21 protein-coding genes are annotated in these 23,160 nt (G+C 60.5%); 8 read left to right on the top strand and 13 right to left on the bottom strand.

The genetic code is table 11. From position 1 onward, the window contains the following. From WCE35_RS06775 to WCE35_RS06805, 7 genes are all read right to left on the bottom strand, one after another. Positions 1-789, bottom strand: a 789-nt coding sequence (locus tag WCE35_RS06775) for a tyrosine-type recombinase/integrase (protein ID WP_424592578.1), incomplete at its 3' end; no start/stop codon positions are given. 352 nt (positions 790-1,141) lie between these two features. Next, positions 1,142-2,596, bottom strand: coding sequence for a B12-binding domain-containing radical SAM protein (locus tag WCE35_RS06780; protein WP_424592579.1), 1,455 nt, complete (start codon positions 2,594-2,596; stop codon positions 1,142-1,144). Between the two features lie 159 nt (positions 2,597-2,755). Continuing rightward, on the bottom strand, positions 2,756-3,799 hold the full coding sequence (locus WCE35_RS06785) for a formylglycine-generating enzyme family protein (RefSeq protein ID WP_424592580.1): 1,044 nt from the start codon (positions 3,797-3,799) through the stop codon (positions 2,756-2,758). 207 nt (positions 3,800-4,006) lie between these two features. Further along, positions 4,007-4,207, bottom strand: coding sequence for a hypothetical protein (locus tag WCE35_RS06790; RefSeq protein WP_424592581.1), 201 nt, complete (start codon positions 4,205-4,207; stop codon positions 4,007-4,009). 241 nt (positions 4,208-4,448) lie between these two features. Continuing rightward, the gene (gene nrfD / locus WCE35_RS06795; protein ID WP_424592582.1) at positions 4,449-5,645 is read right to left on the bottom strand and encodes an NrfD/PsrC family molybdoenzyme membrane anchor subunit; all 1,197 of its coding nucleotides are present in this window, start codon (positions 5,643-5,645) and stop codon (positions 4,449-4,451) included. After that, on the bottom strand, positions 5,645-6,502 hold the full coding sequence (locus WCE35_RS06800) for a 4Fe-4S dicluster domain-containing protein (RefSeq protein ID WP_424592583.1): 858 nt from the start codon (positions 6,500-6,502) through the stop codon (positions 5,645-5,647). Before WCE35_RS06800 ends, nrfD begins: the two co-directional genes overlap by 1 nt. Before the next feature lie 39 nt (positions 6,503-6,541). Next, entirely contained in the window at positions 6,542-7,183 is a 642-nt protein-coding gene (locus tag WCE35_RS06805; RefSeq protein WP_424592597.1) for a c-type cytochrome, read from the bottom strand. Between WCE35_RS06805 and WCE35_RS06810 the strand changes: the two genes are divergently transcribed. Then, on the top strand, positions 7,106-7,402 hold the full coding sequence (locus tag WCE35_RS06810) for a hypothetical protein (RefSeq protein WP_424592598.1): 297 nt from the start codon (positions 7,106-7,108) through the stop codon (positions 7,400-7,402). The two genes, WCE35_RS06805 and WCE35_RS06810, sit on opposite strands and share 78 nt — an antisense overlap. A 658-nt stretch (positions 7,403-8,060) precedes the next feature. Here WCE35_RS06810 and WCE35_RS06815 read toward each other — a convergent pair. Further along, positions 8,061-8,852, bottom strand: coding sequence for a hypothetical protein (locus WCE35_RS06815; RefSeq protein WP_424592584.1), 792 nt, complete (start codon positions 8,850-8,852; stop codon positions 8,061-8,063). A gap of 168 nt (positions 8,853-9,020) precedes the next feature. Next, a complete protein-coding gene (locus WCE35_RS06820; protein WP_424592585.1) occupies positions 9,021-10,331 on the bottom strand; it encodes a c-type cytochrome in 1,311 nt (436 codons plus the stop codon). Positions 10,332-10,679: 348 nt separating this feature from the next. Here WCE35_RS06820 and WCE35_RS06825 point away from each other — a divergent pair, with 348 nt between their 5' ends. Further along, positions 10,680-11,294 carry a serine hydrolase domain-containing protein gene (locus WCE35_RS06825; RefSeq protein WP_424592586.1) on the top strand — a complete coding sequence of 205 codons (615 nt, stop codon included), beginning with the start codon at positions 10,680-10,682 and terminating at the stop codon, positions 11,292-11,294. Between the two features lie 63 nt (positions 11,295-11,357). Here WCE35_RS06825 and WCE35_RS06830 read toward each other — a convergent pair whose 3' ends face one another. Beyond that, entirely contained in the window at positions 11,358-12,302 is a 945-nt protein-coding gene (locus WCE35_RS06830; RefSeq protein WP_424592587.1) for an SDR family oxidoreductase, read from the bottom strand. Between the two features lie 140 nt (positions 12,303-12,442). Here WCE35_RS06830 and WCE35_RS06835 point away from each other — a divergent pair, with 140 nt between their 5' ends. Continuing rightward, complete coding sequence (locus tag WCE35_RS06835) at positions 12,443-13,618, top strand: NnrS family protein (protein WP_424592588.1); 1,176 nt, start codon at positions 12,443-12,445, stop codon at positions 13,616-13,618. A gap of 422 nt (positions 13,619-14,040) precedes the next feature. Here WCE35_RS06835 and WCE35_RS06840 read toward each other — a convergent pair whose 3' ends face one another. Beyond that, complete coding sequence (locus WCE35_RS06840) at positions 14,041-15,381, bottom strand: PQQ-dependent sugar dehydrogenase (protein WP_424592589.1); 1,341 nt, start codon at positions 15,379-15,381, stop codon at positions 14,041-14,043. A gap of 337 nt (positions 15,382-15,718) precedes the next feature. Beyond that, positions 15,719-15,970 carry a PilZ domain-containing protein gene (locus WCE35_RS06845; protein ID WP_424592590.1) on the bottom strand — a complete coding sequence of 84 codons (252 nt, stop codon included), beginning with the start codon at positions 15,968-15,970 and terminating at the stop codon, positions 15,719-15,721. Between the two features lie 270 nt (positions 15,971-16,240). On the opposite strand from WCE35_RS06845, the gene WCE35_RS06850 reads away from it, so the two are divergent. The 3 genes from WCE35_RS06850 to WCE35_RS06860 are packed head-to-tail and all read left to right on the top strand — an operon-like array spanning position 16,241 to position 19,278. Then, a complete protein-coding gene (locus tag WCE35_RS06850; protein WP_424592591.1) occupies positions 16,241-17,650 on the top strand; it encodes an MFS transporter in 1,410 nt (469 codons plus the stop codon). Positions 17,651-17,661: 11 nt separating this feature from the next. After that, entirely contained in the window at positions 17,662-18,849 is a 1,188-nt protein-coding gene (locus tag WCE35_RS06855; protein WP_424592592.1) for an acyl-CoA dehydrogenase family protein, read from the top strand. A gap of 27 nt (positions 18,850-18,876) precedes the next feature. Then, positions 18,877-19,278, top strand: a complete 402-nt coding sequence (locus tag WCE35_RS06860; RefSeq protein WP_424592593.1) for a VOC family protein — start codon at positions 18,877-18,879, stop codon at positions 19,276-19,278. Between the two features lie 372 nt (positions 19,279-19,650). On the opposite strand, the gene WCE35_RS06865 is transcribed toward WCE35_RS06860, so the two are convergent. Beyond that, the gene (locus WCE35_RS06865) at positions 19,651-20,379 is read right to left on the bottom strand and encodes a Spy/CpxP family protein refolding chaperone (protein ID WP_424592594.1); all 729 of its coding nucleotides are present in this window, start codon (positions 20,377-20,379) and stop codon (positions 19,651-19,653) included. 389 nt (positions 20,380-20,768) lie between these two features. Between WCE35_RS06865 and WCE35_RS06870 the strand changes: the two genes are divergently transcribed. Beyond that, positions 20,769-22,109, top strand: coding sequence for an ABC transporter substrate-binding protein (locus WCE35_RS06870; protein WP_424592595.1), 1,341 nt, complete (start codon positions 20,769-20,771; stop codon positions 22,107-22,109). A gap of 147 nt (positions 22,110-22,256) precedes the next feature. Beyond that, positions 22,257-23,160 (top strand): carbohydrate ABC transporter permease (locus tag WCE35_RS06875; protein WP_424592596.1); only part of this gene is annotated, 904 nt, incomplete at its 3' end.

The raw sequence follows: 23,160 nt of genomic DNA on the forward strand, positions 1-23,160 counted from the left end.
CGTATAGAGCGCCGTGGTGTCGAGCTTGGCATGGCCGAGCAGGACCTGGATCACTCTGATATCGATGTTCTGCTCAAGCAGATGGGTGGCGAAACTGTGCCGCAGCGTATGCATGGACACCGGCTTGCCGATCTCGGCCATGTGGGCGGCAGCATGGCAGGCGCGATTGAGCTGGCGCGTCGTCATCGGCTGCACGGGGTCGCGCCCCGGAAACAGCCAGCCCTGTGGGCGTGCCACCCTGTACCAGGCGCGCAGCAGTTCGAGCAGATGCGGAGACAGCATCACATAGCGGTCTTTGCGGCCTTTACCTTGCTCGACGCGGATGACCATGCGCTTGCTGTCGATGTCACCGACTTTCAACGCGACCACCTCGGAGACGCGCAATCCAGCCCCGTAAGCCACGCTCAGCGCCGCCTTGTATTTGAGTGACGGCGCCGCATCGAGCAGGCGCGCCACTTCCTCCGGACTCAGCACCACCGGCAGCTTGCGCGGTTCGCGGACGAATGTCGCGCGTTCCACAAGGTCGGGTCGACCGAGCGTGACTTTGAAGAAGAACCGTAGCGTCGAGATCGTCTGGTTGATGGTGGGGACGCCAACGCCGCTCGCCGTCAAGTGCAATTGGTAGCGCCGCACGTCTTCGGAACTCGCAGTGTCGGGCGAGCGACCAAGATACGCCGCGAAGTTCTTGACCTTTTGCAGGTAGTCATGTTGGGTCTTTGACGCCAACTTCCGGATCGTCATGTCTTCGATCATGCGCCGGCGTAACGGGCTCATTGCCTGGTCGGTCATGGGAGGCTCCTGTCTGGAGTAAGGGTTGCAACTCCTCATCTTCAGACAGGACGCGCCTCTTATCTCTCCCCATCCCACGCACTTGGTGGCGGAGCCCTTCCGCGCGAGCGGTTTAGTCCTTGGTGCGCATAGCGGACTCAAGTCGGGCATCTCGGCATGTCCGAAAAGTGCGAACAACGGAAGTGCGCTTGTTCGATCACCTCGTCCGCGCGGACGCGCAAAGAAGGCGGCATGGCGAGGCCGAGCGCTTTGGCGGTCTTCGTGTTTCACCAACTCGAATTTGGTCGGCTGCTGAACCGGCAGATCGGCAGGTTAAGTGCCTTGGACCCCTGCTACCGACAAAGCAGAATGGCTAACGTGCCATGGCGCGCATTGAACGCAATGCAGAAATCGCGGAAAGCTCGATAGGGAAGCGGAAATAACCGTTGTCTAGGCGCCACTGGGCAAGCCGTTGCAATGATGTTGGCATGCGCAATCTGGTTTTCGGCGGGTACGCCACGCTCAGGAACTGGTGAAATCTTGTTACGCGCTTTGCGTAGTCGGGATTGATGCCGCGCAGATTCGGGCGCGTATAGTCAAATCGAGCCCAATCCTCAAAGGTCCGGGGGGCTTCTACATCGCCGCGTTCGACAGCAATGCGATATACCTCGGAGCCGGGCAGTGGTGTCACGTAGTTGAGAAACAACGAAACATCCGGGTTGATCCGCTTCAGCTTGAGGACGAAGTCCAAAGTGAGGTCCAGCGCATCATCCGGTTCGTTCGGATAGCCGACCATAAAAAATAGATGCTGATTGATCCCATGTCGCGTCAGGCGACGCACGGCTTCCAACGTCGTCTCGACCGTTGTCTTGTTGGTAATGCGCGACAGCAATTCGTCCGATCCAGACTCGGCACCGATCGCGACCTGCGCCAGACCCGCACGTTTGAGATGAGCCAGAAGTTCATCATCCATCTTGGCGACACGGCGGCCGACGGCGGTCGCGATCCAGCCAAATCGCGACGGCAGATCACGCGATAGCAACGCTTGGCAGAATTCCATCAGACGAGAACGGCCGAGGAAGAAGTTTCCGTCATAGAACAGGATGCGATTGGCGCCTTGGGCAATCCAGAACTCGATGTCGTCAAGCATCCGGTCGATCGACATTCCCAGCCACTGATTTTTTGAATCGAGACAAAAATCGCAAGAGAAAGGACATCCACGACTGAAAATCGTGCTTGCCTGGCGACCGTTTGGCATGTCGACCAGGTATCGTTCTGGTTTGATCAGGTCGTATGGCACGGGCGGAAAATTGTTGATATCTTCCACCTTGCGATCGCGAGTGGCAACGATTTTGCCGCCGTCACGATAATTGATGCCCGCGATGTCAGCGAACGAACCGCCCGCCGCGATGACGTTGGCGACCTCGACAAAGGTCCGCTCGCCCATCCCGCGAACGACAATATCCACGCGCGGGTCCTCGATCGCTTGTTGCGCGGCGAACGTCGCGTGCCAGCCACCCCAGATGATCGGCAGTTCGGGATTGAGCCGTCTGACGAACGCGGAAAATTCGAGTCCATCGCTGACCGCGGGGCCGGTAAGTGAGGTGACTCCCACGCACAGGAGGCAGTCGACAAGATCTTGCGTGCGTTCTTGCCAATCCAGGTCCCATTTTGCATCCAGGATGACAACCTCATAACCGGCCTGTCGAAGCGGGCCAGCAAGCGCTAAATGCGACAGCGGAGGAACAGCTCGGTAGGTAGCACTGGAGCGAAGCTCAGGCGCGATGAAATGAGGTGAGTAGAGCAAGATCGTCTTCTTGGAGCGCAATGCAGACTCCTGCCGACTCGACGCACTGGTTTTCCGGTCAATAAACCTACTTATCCTAGGCCGTATGGTTGCCCCATTCAACTTATCATCTGAGTGCATGAAACTGCGTAGATAATCCAAATTCCTCACAGGGTTGCAAGGTCCGCTCAACGGCAAGGTTCAAGGACTCAGAGTCCTTGCCACCCGTAGACCGACGGATTCGTATTGGTCTTCGGGAGGGGTCTGGCCGCGTGTAGCCGTCCGGGCTGCCTTTGGAAAGACGGTAAAAGATGCGCCGCGATTGATACGGCGACCGCAATCTCGACTCGTCCAAGCCGATCCGTCCACCGGGGCTCTATCGTATCCACTGCGGTAACAGTCCTCGGTCCACTGCCAAGCGTTCCCAATCATGTCGTAGAGACCAAAGTCATTGGGCGCAAAGCTGCCAACCGGCGCGGTGTAGGCGTGCCCATCACTGCACGGCGCAGGCTCCCATTTCTCAGTGCCCTTTATGGTGCTGGTAGCAGTCGTGTCCGCAACATCGCCGTAGGAACACAAATCCTTCGGGTCATCTCCGAAGAAATAGCGCGTATACGGTGCGGGCTCGGTACGGGCGCGAGCAGCGTATTCCCATTCCGCTTCCGTCAACAACCGGTAGGGCTTTCCGGTTTTGCGTGATAGCCAGTCCACATAGGACTTGGCATCATACCAGTGCAAGCACACAGCCGGATGCGTGCCGGTCTGAGGGAATCCGGGATCTCGCCAAGACATCGAACGGCTTTGCGTATACCACTTGCCATCGAAACCCCAACAGTCGGACTCTTTGTCGTAACCGCTATCCATCACAAAAGCTGCGAACTCGTCGACCGTGACATGGAACTTGCCCACTGCAAACGGTCTCGCGATCACCACCGTATGCCGCGGACCTTCGTCATTGAAACGCATGGAATCGCTTTCAGGTGAGCCCATCAAGAAGCTCCCTGACGGCACCACCACCATCTCGGGGCACTTGTCACATTCCTTGAACACGTCCTTGGGCTTGAGAGCGCACTCGTCGGCGGCAGACAGCGTCTGCAGTTGACGAGACGATTCCAAGGCTTGGCCCGCGCCTTGGCACGCTGATGCCGGCTGCGCCCTTTCTGCAGTTGCCTCCTCGGAACGTACCCTGGACGAGGTGTCCAGACAAACTAGCAACAACGCGACGGCGAAGATTACAAAGCGCATTCGGCACTCCAACCGGAATTTTGGGGGGGGGGCTTAAACATCGTTCAACCACCCCTGCCGCAATTGCGCTCTTCGTGTCAACGGGGGAGCTCTACCCCATTGGCCGCCCAGTCGTGGCCGTTGTCAGGGGCTCGCTGCAGTGCGGAATGTCGCCCACTTGTAAGCCTATCTGAACAAAGTGGCATTGAATAGCCACATCAACTTCTATTATGGGCACGGATGGGTACCCTTCTCAAGTCGCTGCTGATGCTCTTGCTCTTCGCGTTCGATTTGCAATTCGCGATTGCGAGCATCCTCTTCGAGCTGTGCCTTGCGCCGCACGCGCCACTCAAACGCGCTGACACAGCGTTCGCGATAACTGATCTCGGCTGACGACATCGACAGCGATTTCCTGAATGAAACGCTCAAGCCGGCCCCGTTCTCCGTCCTGCCAGGACGCCCGCTCCTCGCGGTCGTATCCGGCAACGATGGCGAAGCGTGGCTGATCGGGACCTGGGGCGGCTTGGGCGGCCTTGTGCCGCCCTGCTGGTCTTGGCGCGACGTAATAAGCAGCTCCGAGTTGGGCTGCGGTCGCGACCACCGGATTTGTGGTTCCGCTCGAGTAGATGAGTTGTCTGTGGTCCTCAGGCAGCTAGCGGGCGAGAACATCTTATAGAGATCCGGTTCTTGCCAAAGCTGTGCCAGCCTCCTGCCATGGCGGGAGGAAACGAACCAAAATCGACAACAAAACGAATGGCAGGACCAGCACGAAGCCCGCAGCGAGTAAACCTTCCTTGCCGAAAATCGGCGGCTGGTAATCAAGTAATCCCTTGCCCGTCTTCGCAATTTCCTGCCCGCCGATCACCACATTATAGCGCATCATCAATACCGCGAGCAGGATCAGGCATGCGCTCGCGGTGATGGCTGCGACCAGCGTCGGTCCGCTCGTGCCACGCCAAATGAGGAAGGTAATTACCGCGAGCGGCAGCACCGACCCCACCCCGAATTGAAGGATGAAGAACGGGACAAGAAGCGGGCCCTTAACGAACGACATGATCACGTCGATCCCTTCCCGGCCGCGATAGACCATGCTGGCAAACTCCAGCCCCTCCAGCAGCAGCGTAAACATCATGAAACCCCACAGCGAATAGGCCATGACTTTCAGGCACGCCAGATCGACCGGAACTTTACGTAGCTTGCACGACACGACATAGAGCACGATCACCAGCGCCGTGCCGGAGATGATCGCGGAAAACAGAAAGATGGCCGGCATGAGATCGGAAGACCACCATTCGCGGGACTTGAGCGAACCGAATACGAATCCGACATAGCCATGCAAACCGTGAGCGCCAGGAATGCCGATGATCGCTAACGCGAATAGCCATTTCTTATCGTAACTTAAGGCTTTCTCGGAGAGGTCGTCCGACCCGAGCGTTGCCACTCGATAGATCCATCCCACCGGCCCTTTGGTGTTCTTGGCCGTTTGCACGATTTGCGGCCGGAATACGAACCAGGTCTCCAAAATCAGCAGAATGACATAGAAGGCAGCCGCATAGGCAAAGATGGCAAACGCAGATGTCGTATGCGGAGTGATCATGGCGTTGAATGCCCGCTCAGGGCGACCGAGGTGCAACAACAGCGGTACAGGCACGACAACCATGCAGCACAACGAAACGAGCAGCGCAAAATGCGCGACCGGCTTCAATTGCTGGAAACCGAATACCTGATACAGACTCGAAATGGTAAAGGCGCCGGCGACCAGCCCGGTCAGGTAAGGATAAACCACGATGAGCACGGTCCACGGGATCAGCGTCTCGTTGGGATAAACGTAACCGGTGAATGGGGCGGACTGCGCTAAGGTTTCCATCAGCTCACGTCCTTGTTGATGCCGATATAGAAGACATTCGGCGCATTGCCGGTTTCTGGTTTCAGCACGGAGACGCGGTTATTTTGAATGAACTGGCTGATTGCGCTTTGCTTGTCATTGCGATCGCCGAAGATGCGCGCGCCGACCGGGCAAACTTCAACGCAGGCAGGTTGCAGTCCCTTGGTAATGCGGTGGTAGCACCACGTACACTTGTCGCTGACGCCCTTCTCCTCGTCGAAATAGCGCGCGCCATAGGGGCAAGCCTGCACGCAATACTGACAACCGATGCAATAGGTGTGGTCGATGACAACAACCCCATCCTCGGTCTTATAGGTCGCACCGGTTGGACATACCTGAACGCAAGCCGGATGGGTGCAGTGGTTGCACAGCTTGGGCACGAAGAACGCCAGTTCAACCTTTGCGTCTCTGTAGCGATCGGCGAAGCGATATTCGCTTTCAGAACCGGAGGCCGCGATGTTCACCGGATCGGCCTGACTGTCGATGCGAGCGGTCTCTTCGCCCTCCAGGGTCACGTATCGCTCGACCCATGTACGGAAATGATGCGCGTCCAGGGGAACGTTATTTTCCTTCTTGCACGCCTCGACGCAGCGCAGGCAGCCGATGCATTTGTTGGCATCGACGCCGAATGCCCATTGATGCTGGGTCCAGTCGTATCCCGGGATTGCAGGGTTGGGCGGCACTTCGGTTACCGCCGCTTCCGCGGTCGCGGCGACGGTTCCCGACGCTACGGTACCTGCCGCCGCTGCCGCCGCGCTGCATGCAAGAGCACTTCCGAGACAGCTCAGAAATTCTCGCCGCCCCCTTTGCTGGCCTTCGAGCTCTTCCCTGTCTTCCATTGGCGTGCGCTCCTGGGCAACTATCAGTCCGGCCAAGTCCTATTTGCATGTCGCGCTGGCGTAATAGGTCGCCACGCTTTCGGTATCCGAGTCACTCAAGTCCTTCACGATTCCAGCCATCATGCCGTTGCTACGGGCGCCGCCCTTGTAGGCCTTGATGGCGTTGATCAGATAATCCTTCGACAGCCCGGCAAGGTTTGGCCAGGCTGCGTTGCTGGCGCGTCCGTCGGCGCCGTGACAAGCGGTGCACTTCGATGCGACCGCCTGCCCTGCCGATGCGGCCTGCACATCCGACGCTGGCGCGGCTTCGCATTTCAATCCCGAAAAATAGGCTGCGAGATCGCCGGCATCTTCGGCATTCATCGCCTGAGCCGCGGGGCTCATCATCGGATTGTTGCGGTCGCCCGTACCGTATGCCTTGAAGGCTTCGGCGAAATATGCCGCGTTCTGTCCGGCGAGGCTCGGGCCGGGGAGATTTTTGCTGACGCCGTCCGCGCCGTGACAGCCCGCACAGGCCGCCGCCTTGCCCTTGCCAACGGCGGGATCGCCCGCCGGGCCCGCCGTTTCCACTGGCGCCAGATTAAGCTTCGGCGAATGCGGATTATGACAGACAGTGCATTGCTGCGTCCCGGCGTGGTCGGCGACCACGATTTGACGTTGCTGCAGCGGTCTCCCCGTCAGCCTTTCATGGCAAAGCGTGCAAAGCTTTCTGGTGTCGGTCGGAACGACCAGCTTGAGATTCCTCGGGTGATCCGCGCCGGTAGCCGAAGCTTTGAACGGGCCCAGGACGTCGCGCTCGCCGCCGGCGCCGTGACACACCTCGCATTTAACGATCTTTCCGATGTCGGCGCTGTTGTGCACGCCATTGGACCATTCTGCGATTTGTTTCGCATGGCATGACGCGCAATATCCCACTCCTTTGAATTTCGGCTTGTCCGAGGCGATCTCCGCTACCGAGTCACCCCTGTAATGACCGTATTCGTAGAACGAATTGACAGTGAAAAATCTCTTCGCACCATATCCAACCACGACGCTGGCCAGGATAACCAGGATCAGTCGGGAGATATGTCGCGGCATGGCTTTCCCGTTCCTTGGGGCTATCCGGTCAATATCGAGAGGTGTTTGCGTGAGATAGGCGCCCCGCCGAAACATCGTCGGCTACGGTCGCGGCATCGAGTTCGCGGTATGCTTTTCATGAACTCCCCTTCTGTCGGGAGACCGCCTGATTTACTCACAATATCAAATTAGCGAAAAACGAGTTCGCGTAATTGACCCAAATCAAAGCTTTAGTTTATCGGTAATAAGAGATCCTTGGACTTCCCTGACGGAAGTCTCCGATGGCGTCGGAAAGATCGCGCGTCCGTCAGGCGGGCCGCTGCAGTAGCAGACCGCGCAGGCCTGAGGACGGTCGAGGGGGATAACCAGGTCACCACGAATTTCGCCGACTGCAAATAAGCGGCGCTTGACCTGTTAGCACAGAATACCGGGCAAGTGCTCTATCGTCTCACTTGCCCGAGCATGGTTGTGCGCACTCCTTGCTCTGCCTTGCCGGCGCCAATCAGCCAATGATAGCGGTATCGCCGCCCAATCTCTCGGCAACCATCGCAGGCGGCGGAGAGAGCCACAGTTGATACATGGTGACCACCCACATGAAGGCGAAGGATGCGCCCATCAACATACCGGCGAACAATATGACCCAGGCGAATGGATGAAACAGCTTGGTGAAATACCAGGCGCTGACATCCAGTACGATGGAGACATAGGGAAGTGCGACAATCAAACACTTGAGCCAGACGGGCCGCACATAGGCATGGGTAAACATCAGGCCCATGATGAAAAAGATGAAGGTCAGGCCGAACAGATGGATATGAGACACGCGAACCAGGGTGAAGACGTCTGTTCCGGTATCCTGCTCCGTCACCTTCTTGATATTGTCGTAGCTGCTCAAATTCGGCAGATGCGGGTTACTGCCGTCGTGGCACCCCAAGCAGCGCTTGTCTATCGTCGGTTTGACGTCCTTTTCATACTTCGCACGATCGGAACCTTGTTGCACCCAGGCGATGATGGCACTGGTTTCATCGGCCGGCAGCATATTCGACATCGGTCCTCTCAATGCCGATTCGAGGCGGGAGCCTTTACCGCTGCCGCTGTATGCGACGACAAGATCCTCATACGAGAGCATCATCTTGTTGCCGGTGCCACGGCCGGCGTAGGTGTGGAAGATGTACAGCAACGCAAACATGTAGCCCAATCCGAGTACCAGCAGCGTCATCGTATACAAGACGCGCTGGCTATACGGCAGCTCCGAATAGTGACGATAAAGCCTGTGGAGTGGTGGCTGCTCAGCCATGAGCTATTCCTTTAATTCTTGCGGGAATGACTGGACGACAGTCGGCGCAGACGCAGCATGAAGCATCGCGCCCAAACGTCGTTTGCTAGGACTTGCAGGCGCGACTTCAATCGTCTGCTCCTTTTGAGAGGTTGGCCATGAACGGGGCACCAAGACTTATTGTCCTGCTCATTTGGTACCAGGTTTGGACGGCAGCACCACAAATACCACCCCGCGCGCCTTCTGGCGCGCGTAATGGGCCGCAACGTTGGTGATATCCTGATCCGTCAGCACATTAGACATTGCCGCCATCTGAGGGCTCTTGCGCGCGCCTGTCCGATAGTCCTGCAACACCTTTTCCAGATAATCCAGGCGTTGCGCTGCCAAGGCCGGCAACCGCGGATCCGAGCTGTTGCCGTTGACGCCATGACAACGATCGCATCTCTGCGCCCATTCCTCGGCGGTCAGAGGCTGGCGGACGTTCGGCGGCTTCGGCTCCTGACTGGCGTAAAAGGCCGCAAGATTCCTGACGGCGCCATCGTCGAGCGACGCGGCCAAACCTTTCATCGTCTCATCGCTTCGGGTTCCCTGTTTGTAAGCCTGCAATGCGCTTCCGAGATACGCTGCATCCTGTCCGGCCAGGCTCGGAGTCGCCGGATTTCCGCTCACGCCATCCGTGCCGTGGCATCCCGCACAGGCCGCGCCTGCCGTGCCGCCGGCAACCCTGTCGCCGGCGGCAGGAGTCTGGGCTCGTTCGGGTTTTTGCAGCGCATAGTAGAGAGCGATGTTGTTCATGCTCGCATCGGTGACGCTTGCAAGCATCGACTTCATCATGTCGTTCTTGCGTTGCCCGCTCTTGTATGCCTTCATCGCGGCAACGAGGTATTTCGGATCCAATCCGACAAGGCTTGGCATGCCGGGGGTCTTGCTGATTCCGCCGTCGCCATGGCATCCCGCGCAGCCAGCGGCTGCGGTCTTGCCGGCTTGAACCGGATCAGGTGCAGCAGCCTTCGCACCATTTGCCGCATTGGTTTGTGGAGGGTCGAGGCTGGCAAAGTAAGCAGCCGCCTTGAAGAGTGCATCGTCACTCAGCGGCCTGACCACGTTGTTCATTGCGTTCTCACCGCGGACGCCGGCCTGGTAGGCCCTCAGCTCGAGGTACAGGTAGGCTGGGCGCTGACCGGCAAGATGAGGCACGCCGGGGCTTTCACTAATGCCGTTCGCACCATGACAGCCGGTACAGGAAGACTCGACGATGCGCTTGCCTTCCTCAATATCCTGCGAGTTTGCATACAGGGTTCGCAGCTCCGGACCGTCGTCCGAATTGATTCTCGGTTGAGCGAACGCACCCTCGAAACAGGTTCCGGCGAAAAACACGCCGACGATGGCCACCAAGGTGGGCAGGGACGGGCAACGAAAACAAGCGCCCATATGTCGGACAAAAATCCGGACGCGCGCTTCGCGCCGGTTCAGAGAAGTTGCGTCAATTGATCCCTGCATCTCATCCCCACCCTGCTCGCGCACATACGAGTGCACTGAGCCGATTCGGAATCCAATATCGAAGCGTGGTAACGCAAGCACAAAAAGGAACCCACACTAGAAACTGCAAACCCGTTTTGTCTGTGAAACCAAATCTTATTTTTTCTGACCCGGCAGATTATGGCCGTTTGCTGCGACCGCAGCTCCCAAGATTCTCAAATTCATTTGTGATCTCCGTTAGCGGGAACGAACATGGCGTATTCGAGTTCTTGCGCCGAAGAATTGATTTCGGTCAACATCGTCGCTCGAATAACACGGCTATTCAAGACCAAATGAGCCGCAGACAATAATTTCTTTCGGCGTGACGAGGTGACGGGCACATCGCTGTCGGCCTTCATGCGCCGGCGCATCTTCGAGCCGCTGGGTATGAAGGACACCGGCTTCACCGTGCCGCCAGCGCCGCTCGACCGGGTGGCGAGCTGTTACCAGACGGATTTCGTGACCGGCGAGATCACAATGCTCGAAGAGACTCGCAATGACCTCCTCGCGCCACCGTGCGTGTTCGAAGCGGGCGCCGGGGACCGACTGGTCTCGACCGCCGATGACCTATTGGCGTTCGGCCGGATGATGTTGAACCAGGGCGCATATGGTGACGAGCGAATTCTGTCGCGGCTGCCGGTCGAGACCATGGCCACGGATCAGTTAACGACCGAGCAGAAGGCGGCATCGCCATTCTTCGAAAATTTCTGGGACTCGTGTGGATGGGGGCTGGGCGTTTCGATCGTGACCCGGCGCGACGATGTGGCGAGCGTGCCCGGACGCTACGGTTGGGACGGAGCGTTCAGCACATCGTTATATATATATATCGACCCGCACGAGGACATGGTCGGTGTCCTCATGGCGCAATGCCGACCGGGAGCGTTGCGTCTGCCGCCAGTCGTGCTGGACTTCCGGACGTCAGCCGATCGGGCGATTGATGAGTGAGCCTGAGAACTACACCCAGAACCACCGATCTATCGTAGTGTAATGGCGTAGACATAGTGCCCGTCATCGTCGTTCGTGGCCCGCCAATTCGCTCACAAACGAAAAGTGCAACCAATTCACAGGCGAACTCGCGCCCGAGGGTCCCTCGCCGCTGGCCCGCAGGGCGGTCAGGCCTTCACGATAGGTCGGGTAGCGCGGCACGACGCCCAATTCACTGCGAACGAGATCGTTGCGCACGCGCTTGTTCTCGCTGAAGAAACTTCGTCCCATCGGCGACAATTCGGCAGCCTCGAATGGAATTTCAGGCGGCGGGGGTATCCCGCAAAGGCGCGCGGCAAATTCCACGACATCCTGCGGCGGCGCCGGCTCGTCGTCGGTCACATTGTAGATGGCTCCGCCGCGCGGAAGCGCCAGCGACGCCTCGATCGCCGCGGCGATATCGGCGACGTGAACCCGGTTGAAGACCTGTCCCGGCTTGACGATGCGCCGCGCCGTTCCGGCAGCAAGCTGCGCCAGTTGGTTGCGTTCCGGACCGTAGATGCCGGGAAGCCTGAAGATTTGCACGGCAACGCCCTGCGTTGCACCGAACGCGAGCCACGCCTGCTCAGCACGCGCCCTGATCCGCGAACGCTCTTGTCCCGGCGCCGCCGGCGTCGCTTCATCGACCCAATTGCCGGCATGGTCACCATAGATGCCGACGGTCGAGAGATAACCGACCCAGCGCAGTCTTGGTGCCGCGGCGATAGCGTCGGAAAAGGCCGCCAGCACAGGATCGCCCGATGCATCCGGCGGGATCGAGACCAGAACGGCCTCACTCGCCGTGATATCTTCTGCGATCGTCTCATCGCAATAGTCGAGGGAAAATACCCTTGCCGTGATGCCCATCCGGGTCAGCCGTTCTGCCTTGGCCGCGCTACGCACGGTCGCGGTCACCGCCGTGCCGGCCGCCCGCAGGCGCTCGGCGATATGATGCGCCGAATAGCCAAATCCGAACACGAGAAGTTTCATAAGAGAGCCTTCAGCGCCCGCCGCAACAATCCGCAATGGAACTTGCGCTGCATCAAACCTGCTGCGGCCCGCTACAGGCTAATAATACAGGCGCTTGGAGGCAAGCGACTTCGATTGCAACCAATGAGGTGGTGTTCGCCATGCCTGCAGCCCGGCTCAGAGAGTATCGCGGGCCCGCGTTGTTTTCATACGGTTTCCGGCCGTTCTTTTTCTTCGGAGCGGTATATGCCGGCGCAGTCATCCTGATTTGGCTGCCGGCCTTCCACGGACACCTCGAACTCGACACAGTCTTCGCCCCCCGGGACTGGCACGTCCACGAAATGCTGTTCGGCTATGTTGGCGCTGCCGTTGCGGGCTTTCTGCTGACGGCCATTCCGAACTGGACTGGACGGCTGCCTCTGCAGGGAAAGCCTCTCATGAGTCTGTTTTCGATCTGGGTCGCGGGCCGCATTGCGGTCAACACGTCGTCCGTGATCGGCTGGGCGCCGGCCGCCGTGGTCGACTGCGCTTTCCTTGTTCTGCTCGCCGCCGCGGCGGCGCGCGAGATCGTTGCCGGCAAGAACCTCAACAACCTCAAAATCGTCGCGATTATCAGCTTGCTCGCCGCCGGCAATATCGCGTTTCATCTTGAAGCGCATTTCTCCGGCCTGGCGAACTACGCCACGCGTTTCGGCATCGCGCTTGTGATCACCCTCGTCGGGCTGATCGGCGGCAGGATCATCCCAAGCTTCACGCGCAACTGGCTGGCAAAACGCGATGCCGGGCGGATGCCAACTGCGTTCGACCGGTTTGACATGGTGACGATTGCCTGCAGCGCCGCGGCGCTGCTGGTGTGGATCATTCGCCCCGAGGGTCCGTTCAGCGGCGCGGCACTGTTCATCTGCGGTTGCCTTCATATCATCCGTCTGGCGCGCTGGGCCGGCTACCGGACTTTTCCCGACCGCTTGGTGCTCATCCTCCATCTGGCCTACGCCTTCGTGCCCGCCGGCTACATTCTTGAGGCTTTCAGCGCCTTTGACCGGATCGCTGCCAGCGCCGGCATCCACGCCTGGACCAGCGGTGCGATCGGCACCATGACCCTTGCGGTCATGTCGAGAGCAACGCTTGGGCATACGGGCCGGCTGCTCGAGGCCACGCCTGCAACCCAGTTCATTTATGCCGCGGTGCTGGTCGCGGCCTTGTCGCGCGTGTGCGCCGTACTGGATCCGCTACACGCTGAACCGCTACTCGCCGTCGCCGGCCTCGCCTGGGCAACGGCCTTCTTCGGCTTCGCGGCCGCTTATGCGCCGGCACTTTGGTCGTCGAAACGGATCTGACAACTAAAGAACGACACCAGCCCCAGGAATTCAAATGCCGCCCTGCATAGGTGGAGGGCTCAAGCTCCCCGTCGTTGGTCGTTCGGCAGACGCGCCGGCGGCGAGGGAAACGGCTTCGTGGGCATCGCGCGCATGAAGCAGCTTCACAGGGCCCGCGATCAGACCTGGCAATCAGGACGTCTGGAGCCGATCCTCGCTTCGGGTGCAGCCCTCAAATCATCAACCGGCCCGCTTCACGCGGCGGCTTGATCGTGCGAGTCTTCGGTGTCGCCGGCCTGTCGGGCGGCCTCGGCGGCCCATTTCCCCAGTTCCGATTGGTCTGACATATCCGCCTCGTGCATCCCGCCTTGTGGATTTGTCCTGGAGCGAACGCCGAGGTTCATTCGATATCGGCCGGGCACGGCCTTGTGTTCGGCCCCCATTCAGTGGCTGACGCGCCAGATCGTGCCGTTTCCATCTTCCGAAACCAGCAAGGCGCCGTCGCGCGCCACCGCAACGCCGACCGGTCGACCCCATACATCGGAATCATTGACGACGAAGCCGGTGACAAAGTCTTCGTACTCGCCGGTCGGGACGTCGTCCTTGAGCCGGATGCGAACAACCTTGTAGCCGGTTCGCCTGGACCGGTTCCACGAACCATGCTCCGCCGCGAAGGCATCGCCACGGTACTCGGCGGGAAAGCCGGTTCCTTCATAGAAGGTCAGGCCAAGTGACGCCGAGTGTGCCTGGAGCAGGACGTCGGGAACCGTGACCTTGTCCTTCAGGTCGGGGCGTTCGCCAGCATGGCTTGGGTCCTCATTGCCGCCGATATAAAACCAGGGCCAGCCATAGAACGCGTTCTCGCGAACCCGCGTCACGTAGTCGGGCACAAGGTTGTCGCCGAGGCCATCGCGCTCATTGGTCGAGCACCAGGGCGCGCCGCTCCGCGGCTGGATCGCAAGGCCGACGCAGTTACGGATGCCGGTGGCGAAAACCTTCCGGTTTTTTCCGTCGGGATCGAAACCCAACACCGCCGCACGGTCCGTCTCGTAGCCCCACGCGGCGCCGAGCGCGCGCTCACGGCTCCAGGATTCAAGGCCGCCCGGGGGCCGACCCAGACCTTCGCCATCATTGCCGTAGGAACCGACGGAAACCAGCATTCGCCGGTTATCCAGCGTGAAGGCGATGTCGCGCGTCGAATGACCGCCATGCGGGAGGTTTGCAACGATCGTTTCGGGTGAACCGGAAGCCTTCAGATCGCCAGATCGGTAGGGAAACCGAACCACGCTGTCGGTAGTTGCGATATACACCCATTGCGGGTTGTCCCCGCCCGGGAAGAACGCGATTCCGAACGGACGATTGAGGTCGCTCGCATAGATTTCGCTGACTTGAGGTTTCGAGGCGCCAACCGCCGCGCGCAAAATGCGTATGCGGCCTGCCCGCGTTTCGGCGACAAACAGGTCGCCGTTTGGCGCGGTCCTGATGATTCGTGGACCGCTCAAACCATCGGCGAACAGCTCTATTTTGAATCCCGGCGGAACTTGCGGAGTGACCGCGGCGGGTCTTGGCACGACGCGAGACACGTTGCCGGCCGAGGGCGTGGCGCCCGGCTTCGGCAGATCCTCCGGCCTGATCAGGCGAACCGTGCCGGGTTTGTCGCGTTGCCAGTCGCCAAAGGCATCCTGTCCCCTCAGCAAGGCCGGCTGGGCATTCGCCCGAGCGGTAACGAATGATAAGAACGAAAGTGCGAAGGCAAATAGAGACGCATTTGGCTTGGTCGGCATGGCTTCCCCCGCGCGGTGACGGTGAGGCATCGCGACGCAAAGGATATCTGTCCCAGAACCCAAATTCACGTCACAAGATCTCCTCCGCAATCACCACGATCCGGTTAGAGCAGGGGCCACTCAAGCGCGACCGAAAATTCGCCTGACGCGCGAGGGAGCATTGAACGTCTTATTTCGGTCGGCGGTTGTCGGGGCCAACAGTCCGTCGGGCGGAAAGGCGTCGAGTTGAATTTCTTTGCTGTCTCCGGGGTTCGATATCCGGCGTCTGCCCTCTCGTTCCCAGGGCATCGACCGTCTCGGCATGCAGCTTTTCGTTGGAATTCTTGAAGCGCCAGCTTCAGGCCTCGCCCACGAATGTCAGGCCAATCCGGTTCTTCTTGATCCAGGCGATCCGGCATTGGTGAACGACGGAAGAGTCGTTGGCCATCACCAGGCGAAAGCGCTGGGGGACAAAGGCCGGGTTCTCGACGTCGATGGCGGCGCCCTCCGGCGAGATGTTCCTGACCACGCAATGCATCACGGAACCGCCTGACGAGACAAAGGCAGGTTCGTTGATTTCCGTTCGCGGATGCTTGCGCTTCTCTTCCATCGAGTTTGGCCCTCGAGATCGTCGGATCGGCGATGTTACGGCAGAATACTAAACAAATCGGGTTCTCGGTCCCCGGACGCGCGAAGCGGTTGCGCGTCGTCGTCCGTCATTGTGCACAGCGGTACGTCGCGCCCGAATATTTCTGCGCAGGTGACCCGCGTTGCGTCGGGCTTGCCGTTCGCCACATCCACGGGATAGCCTCCAGGACATGAGGGTACGATGGCGCGACGCCCGCTTGATACAACGAACATGCGCCAAGGGGAAAACGCCATGTTCGAGATACTCGATCGCCGGACCCGTCTGACCGGCAACCAGATCAAAATCCTTTCCGCTGCCATTATCGGCGACGCGCTGGAATTCTTCGACTACTTCCTGATCGGTTTTGTGCTCGCCTTCCTGATCGGGCCGTGGAAGCTCACCTTCGGGCAGTCGGCGACCGTGCTGATGAGTTCCGGCATCGGCGCCATCATCGGCGCCTATGTCTGGGGCTGGCTTGCCGATCGTATCGGCCGTCGCCGCGTGTTCATCGGCACCGTGCTGAACTTCTCGATCGCGACCGGCCTGTTGTATTTCACGCCTGACAATGGCTGGATCTATCTCACGGTAATGCGCTTCTTCGTCGGCGTCGGCGTTGGCGGGCTCTACTGCGTGGACCTGCCGCTGGTGCAGGAGTTCATGCCCTCCTCCAAGCGCGGCTGGGTCGGCGGCCTCGTCACCTGCGTCATCCCGCTCGGTGTCGGTCTCGGCGCGGTCATGGGTGCTTTCATGGGCAACGACCAGTGGCGGCTGTTGTTTGCGATCGGCGTGCTGCCCGCGCTGCTGGTGCTGCTGGTCCGCCTATGGGTGCCGGAGAGCCCGCGCTGGCTGTGCCGCCAGGGCCGCTATGAGGAAGCGCGCAAGTCGCTGGCCTGGGCATTGCAGATGGAGCCGTCCGCACTGCCGATGCCGACGGCAGCCGACGCCGGCCCGATCATCAAGACGAACTGGCTCGATCTGTTCAAATATCCGCGCAGCCTGATCGTCTCCTGGCTCGGCAATGCCGGCGCGCAAACCGGCGTCTATGGCATCACTCTGTGGGCGCCCTCTCTGTTCGTGCTGCTGTTGAAGGTGACGCCGCAGGAAGCCGCGAAGATGATGATCCTGCTCAGCGCCTCCGGCTTCATCGGCCGCCTCTCCTTCTCCTATTTTTCCGAGGCGCTGGGACGGCGCAGGGCGGGAGGATTGCTGGGCTTCGGCGCCGGCGTGCTGACCATCGTCGCAGGCTACAATTACGATGCGACGCTGTTCGGCCTGTCGGCGTTCTGGCTGATCCTCGCTTTGACCTTCTTCTTCGCCGATGGCGGTTTCGCCATCGTCGGGCCCTATGCGGCAGAGGTCTGGCCGTCGCACTTGAGGACCACTGGCATGGGCTCGGCCTATGGTTTTGGCGGCATCGGCAAGATCATCGGGCCGGTGGGCCTCGCCTTGATCGTCGGCTCGAGCAACTACCTCAAGCCCGACGTGCCGCTGACGCAGATCCCGACCGCTTTCGTCTATCTCGGCTGCTGGTTCCTGATGGCAGGCGCGGTGTATTATTTCCTCGGCATCGAAACCCGCGGCAAATCGATCGAGCAGATCGACAAGGAGCTGATTGCGGAGTCTGATCTGGCCGCAGCCACCGCCGCGGCCCGGCGAGCGTAGCATTGGATACGATGATATCGACCTCTGGCGAACTTGCGGGCGATCAGGCTGTGATCGCCCGCGCCGAGGCTGTCCGTCCCGACGTGGCGGCGGCCTCGAACGAGATCGAGGCGACGCGCCGGCTGCCGCCGGCGTTGCTCAAAAAGCTTCACGAGGCGCGGCTGTTCCGCCTGCTGCTGCCGCGCTCCTCCGACGGGATCGAAACCGATCCCGTCACCTTCTTCCATGTCATCGAAACCATCGCCAAGGCGGATGCCTCGACCGCATGGTGCCTGAGCCAGGCCGGCGGCTGCGCGATGTCGGCGGCCTATCTCGACCTGCCGGTGGCGCATGCGATCTTCAGCGATCCGGACGCGGTACTGGCCTGGGGTCCCGGTCCCGGGGTCACGGCGGTCGAATGCGAGGGTGGCTACCGGGTCTCCGGTGTCTGGTCGTTTGCCTCGGGCGGCCGGCATGCGACCTGGCTCGGCGCGCATTGCCCGATCTATGCCGCTGACGGCTCGCCGAAACGCGACGCCAATGGCGAACAGGCGGAGCGCACCATGCTGGTGCGCACCGAGGACGTCTGCTGGACCGACATCTGGAACACGGTCGGGCTGCGCGGCACCGCCAGCGACCAGTTCGCGTTGAACGATTTCTTCGTCCGGTCGGATCATTCGATCACCCGCGAATTCGACTGCGAGCGCCGCGAGCAGGGTCCGCTCTACCGGATGGGAGCCGGCACCTGCTACCAGGTAGGCTTTGCCGGCGTCGCCTGCGGCATCGCGCGCGGGGCGCTCGACAATTTCGTCGATGTGGCGCGCAACAAGGTGCCGCGCGGCATGAAGTCCCCGCTGCGCGACAACGCGGTGGTGCAGTCCGGGCTTGCCCAGGCCGAGGTCAATCTGCGCGCGGCACGCGGTTTCCTGTTGCAGTCGATGGCCGATATCTGGAAGGATCTCGTCGCCGGCACTTCCATCACGGTCGAGCAGCGCGTCGTCATTCGCATGGCTGCCACCCACGCTATCCACAAGGCGCGCGAAGCGGTCGATTTCGCCTATCATGCCGCCGGCGCCACGGCGATCTTCGACGGCCATCCGCTGGAGCGACGCTTCCGCGACATCCACACCGTGACCCAGCAATTGCAGGGCCGGCTCAGCCATTTTGAAACCGTCGGCGCCTGGATGATGGGCGCCGAAGCGGATCTCACCTTCGTCTAACTCTTTTGCTTATTTGGGAGAACAACCATGGGACTTGGCGGACTGCAGCACTACACCATCGAACCCTCCGATCTCGAGCGCACCAAGGATTTCTATTGCGACGTGCTGGGACTGGAGAATGGCGAGCGCCCGCCGCTCGATTTTCCCGGCTACTGGCTCTATTCGGGCGGCACAGCTACCGTGCATCTGATGGGCACGCGCAAGCCGCGCGAGGGCATCGTGGTGCGCGGCACCGAGAAGAAATATGACGACACCGGCCGTCTCGACCATATCGCCTTCGCCGCAACCGATGTCGAAGGCATGCGCAAGCGTCTGCAGGCCAGCGGCGTGAAATTCCGCGAAAGCATCGTGCCGCGTACCGGCGACACGCAATTCTTTCTCTACGATCCCGATGGCGTCGGCGTGGAATTGAATTTCCCGAAGGCGTAGGTTTCCCACACCCTCTCATCGCGTCCCGGCCAGCCCGGCGCTGGCCGCGCCCGTTGATGGCGGCAACCGTCAGCGGTAAAGGCGATGTGCCACTACTTCCCCGACAAGGCCGCGAGTACGCCATTACTCCGGCGCGAATCCGTCAGGGTTTCTTCAACATTGCATGACGAATTGGCGTGCCGCGCCGCTGCGGCAGGATAGCCGGGTGCCGCGCCTTCAACCTACCCCAGGGCATGCGTGCCCGGCTATTCGCCCGGAGGACACTGCGCGCGCGGTCGCCTTTTGAGGCGACACGGGTCCGGTTCGCGTCAAGAAACCGCATCAAAACAAGAGGCTGGAGCCGGGTTCTGATGTGATCCGAGCCAACCGGCCCTAGTCCAGCCCGCGCGCGTGGCTGAGACGCACCATTTCCTCGATGAAGATCTGTTTTTGCTTGTCGTCCAGGCTCGCATAGAGTGGCTCGGCGGCATCGGCGACGTTGCGCTGGTCGACCGCGCGGTCGTTGAGGAATTGGGCTTCGTTGCGCATCTGCTCGACAATGTCGTCCGGCGGATCGCGCTTGGCGCGCGCGATACGCAAATTGAGGCGATCGGCGCCATTGTGGCCGAGATAATGCATCGCGCTGTTGAATCCGGCCCAGTTCTTCTCCTGCTCGGGCGTCAGGTTCAATTCTTTCTTGATGCGCTCGATATTGGCGTCGCTGCTGGCGACGATCTGTTCGGCCGTGAGCTGCCGGGCGCCGTTCTGGGTCAGCACGGCGGGCGGCCTGGCGCCCTTCCCCTTCGCGACTTTCGCGGCCTTGGCATTTTTGACCGATCCGCCCGGCTTGTCGCCGGCTGCGGTCGCCGGTTGCTCATTCTTGCCGCCGGTAAGCACGCCGGTGACCCCGGTAACCACGCCGACGACACCGCCGATCGCGCCGCCCAGCACGCCGCCGACCGGCCCGGCCGCCTTGCTGCCTTCGCGGGCGCCTTTTTCAACGCCCTGGACCAGTCCCTGCGCGTCGACCATCCGTGGCGCGTTGAAAAGCATGATGGCGCTCACCCCAAGCACGAGGCACAGTTTCCACTGCGCGCGCAGCGTCGATACCGGGCTGGTCATAAACAGGTCTCCCTGGTCGATTTCCGGACGGCTTGGAACGGGTGCGAAGGAACGCCGCCGCCGACTACGGATTCTATCGTTTCCGCCGACGGCAAGTCTACCTGCCGCCCGATTCAAGTCGATGATCGGGGATTTGGCTGGTGTGCGGCGCAGCATCGTTAGGCCGCCGCGGCGCGCGCCTCGCAACCAGAGCGATAAGGACGGCGGCTGCCTGCAATTTGCACACAATATTAGTTCTGGCGCCGCAAGCACCTGATTTCTCGACAGACGCCGGCAATTCTGCTCTGATTGCCGGCAACGAAATCTCCGCGACGCCCGAACCGCCGCGAGCAGAACAACAACAACGAGATTTCTCTTCGTATCCGATTGGCCCATCAGGGAGGAATGCCATGTCACGGAAGAAGCTTTCTCGAAGACAATTCGTTGCCGCCACCGCGCTGTCGTCGGCGGCGCTGATATCAGCGCCCTATGTCCGCGGCGCCTATGCTGCCGGCAAGCTCACCATGGGCTTTTGGGACCACTGGGTGCCCGGCGCCAACAAGGCCTCAACCGATCTGGTCAACGAGTGGGCTGCGAAGGAGAAGGTCGAGGTTTCGATCGACTACATCACGAGCCAGGGCAACAAATTGCTCCTGACCACTGAGGCCGAAGCCCAGACGAAATCCGGACATGACATTTTGGCAATGGCGACGTGGTTGCCGCACGCGCATGCCGAAAAACTGGAACCCATGAACGATGTGGTCGAGCCGCTCATCAAGCTGAACGGCGAAGTCAACGGCACGGTCAAATATCTCGGCAAGGCCGGAGACAAGTGGCTCGGTGTGCCCGCCTGTATCGGCAGCCAGATCAAGGGACCCTGCTCGCGCATTGACCTGATGAAAAAACACGCCGGGATCGACGTCCAGGAGATGTATCCGGCCGGTTCGCCGCCCAAGGCCGACGGCTGGACTACGGACACTTTCCTCAAGGCGGCCGAGGCCTGTCACAAGGGCGGCGTTCCGTTCGGCATCGGGCTCGGTGAAACCAGTGACTCCGTCGATACCGCCGGCGCCTTCTTCCTGGCTTTCGGGGCCCAGGTCGTCGATGCCAAGGGCAATGTCGTCGTTAAGAACGACAACGTGCGGCAGGCGCTCGAATACTACAAGAAGCTGATGGCATTCCTGCCGCCGGACGCGCCGGCCTGGGACGATGCCTCCAACAACAAGTGGCTGGTGTCGGGGCGCGGTGCGCTAATCATGAACCCGCCGAGCGCCTGGGCGGTCGCCAAACGCGATGCACCGCAGGTCGCCGAGCAATGCTGGACCCATGGCTTCCCGGTCGGGCCCAAGGGACGGTTCGCGCCGTTCCTGCCTTTCTTCTGGGGCATCTGGAGCTTCTCGAAAAACAAGGAGGCTGCCAAGAGTTTGCTGACGCACCTGTCGCAACCGGCTTCGGTCGAGAAACTGGTGGCGGCGAGCGGCGGCTATGACTTGCCGGCGTTCGAGAAGCTCACGACCCTGAAGACATGGGCAGAAGAAGGTCCGCCGAAGGGCACGCTCTACCATTACCCGAATCCTCACAACCATCAGACTCTCTCGATCGCGGCCTCGCCGGCACCACCGAAAATCGCCCAGCAAATCTACACCCAGGCGACCCTGACCAAGATGTGCGTGCGTTTTTACCAGGGTGAACCGATGGAGAAGACGCTGGCCTGGGCGGAAGGCGAACTCGAAGGCTTTATGCGAAGCTGAGAAATGAACTTGCTGCGACGGCCCGTTTGGTAGCGGGCCGCCGCAGCATATTCGCTTCACGACAACAGGAACGTAAGCAGACGTCGTGCCGGCTTGACCCAGAGAATTTTTGGTTCTGTGAATTGAAACGCGCGAGGAAGATGCATCATGGTTGATGTCGCATTTCAGCCGAACAGCGTCGGCGCAGCGCGATCGGCGCGCAAGCGCCCGAGCTTGCGGAACACGCTCAAGCGCAAGTCGACCTCGGCGTTCCTGATGACGCTGCCGCTGATCATTCTCATCGGCCTTCTGGTTCTCTATCCGGCGTTCTATTCGCTGCATCTGGCGACGCTCAACAAGTCGATGCAGAAGTTTGTAGGCTTCGGCAATTTCGAGTTTCTGTTCAGACGCGAAACCTTCTGGCTGGTGGTGAAGCAGTCCTGCATATTCGCCATCTCGGCCGTGGTCTTCAAGGCGCTGATCGGCTTCATCGTTGCCCATTTTGTTCACAACGTTCCGGCCAAAGGCCAGCGCAAATGGCGCGGCATGCTGCTGGTGCCGTGGGTCATTCCCCCCGCGATGAGCACGCTGGCGTGGCTCTGGCTGTTCGATCCGTCCTACAGCGCCTTCAACTATACGCTTTCGTTTTTCGGGATCGGACCGATCCCGTGGACCGGCGATGCCGGCTGGGCCCGCTTCTCGGTCATCCTGGTCAACATCTGGTACGGCGCGCCGTTCTTCATGATCATGTATCTGGCAGCACTGAAATCGGTGCCCGAGCAGCTCTATGAAGCGGCAGCCATCGATGGCGCCAACTGGTGGCAGCGCATCTGGTATGTGACGCTGCCGATGATGCGCAATATCATCGCCATCACTGCGCTGTTCTCGCTTATCGTCACATTCGCGAACTTCGATATCGTGCGGGTGCTCACCGCCGGCGGTCCGATCGACAAGACCCATGTTTTTGCTACCTGGGCGTTCCGCGTCGGAATCCAGGGCGGCGACATTCCGCTTGGCGCCAGCGTGTCGCTGTTCATGGTGCCGATTCTGACCGTCGCCGCGGTGTTCATCC

Origin of the sequence: Bradyrhizobium sp., assembly GCF_049691595.1 — a bacterium.
In the GTDB taxonomy this organism is placed as follows: domain Bacteria; phylum Pseudomonadota; class Alphaproteobacteria; order Rhizobiales; family Xanthobacteraceae; genus Bradyrhizobium.

Coding starts and splice junctions, on each gene's coding strand:
- WCE35_RS06785 (WP_424592580.1), bottom strand. CDS start 3,799: ATGCGCTTTGTAATCTTCGCCGTCGCGTTGTTGCTAGTTTGTCTGGAC.
- nrfD (WP_424592582.1), bottom strand. CDS start 5,645: ATGGAAACCTTAGCGCAGTCCGCCCCATTCACCGGTTACGTTTATCCC.
- WCE35_RS06800 (WP_424592583.1), bottom strand. CDS start 6,502: ATGGAAGACAGGGAAGAGCTCGAAGGCCAGCAAAGGGGGCGGCGAGAA.
- WCE35_RS06810 (WP_424592598.1), top strand. CDS start 7,106: ATGACAGACAGTGCATTGCTGCGTCCCGGCGTGGTCGGCGACCACGAT.
- WCE35_RS06815 (WP_424592584.1), bottom strand. CDS start 8,852: ATGGCTGAGCAGCCACCACTCCACAGGCTTTATCGTCACTATTCGGAG.
- WCE35_RS06820 (WP_424592585.1), bottom strand. CDS start 10,331: ATGCAGGGATCAATTGACGCAACTTCTCTGAACCGGCGCGAAGCGCGC.
- WCE35_RS06830 (WP_424592587.1), bottom strand. CDS start 12,302: ATGAAACTTCTCGTGTTCGGATTTGGCTATTCGGCGCATCATATCGCC.
- WCE35_RS06835 (WP_424592588.1), top strand. CDS start 12,443: ATGCCTGCAGCCCGGCTCAGAGAGTATCGCGGGCCCGCGTTGTTTTCA.
- WCE35_RS06840 (WP_424592589.1), bottom strand. CDS start 15,381: ATGCCGACCAAGCCAAATGCGTCTCTATTTGCCTTCGCACTTTCGTTC.
- WCE35_RS06845 (WP_424592590.1), bottom strand. CDS start 15,970: ATGGAAGAGAAGCGCAAGCATCCGCGAACGGAAATCAACGAACCTGCC.
- WCE35_RS06850 (WP_424592591.1), top strand. CDS start 16,241: ATGTTCGAGATACTCGATCGCCGGACCCGTCTGACCGGCAACCAGATC.
- WCE35_RS06855 (WP_424592592.1), top strand. CDS start 17,662: ATGATATCGACCTCTGGCGAACTTGCGGGCGATCAGGCTGTGATCGCC.
- WCE35_RS06860 (WP_424592593.1), top strand. CDS start 18,877: ATGGGACTTGGCGGACTGCAGCACTACACCATCGAACCCTCCGATCTC.
- WCE35_RS06865 (WP_424592594.1), bottom strand. CDS start 20,379: ATGACCAGCCCGGTATCGACGCTGCGCGCGCAGTGGAAACTGTGCCTC.
- WCE35_RS06870 (WP_424592595.1), top strand. CDS start 20,769: ATGTCACGGAAGAAGCTTTCTCGAAGACAATTCGTTGCCGCCACCGCG.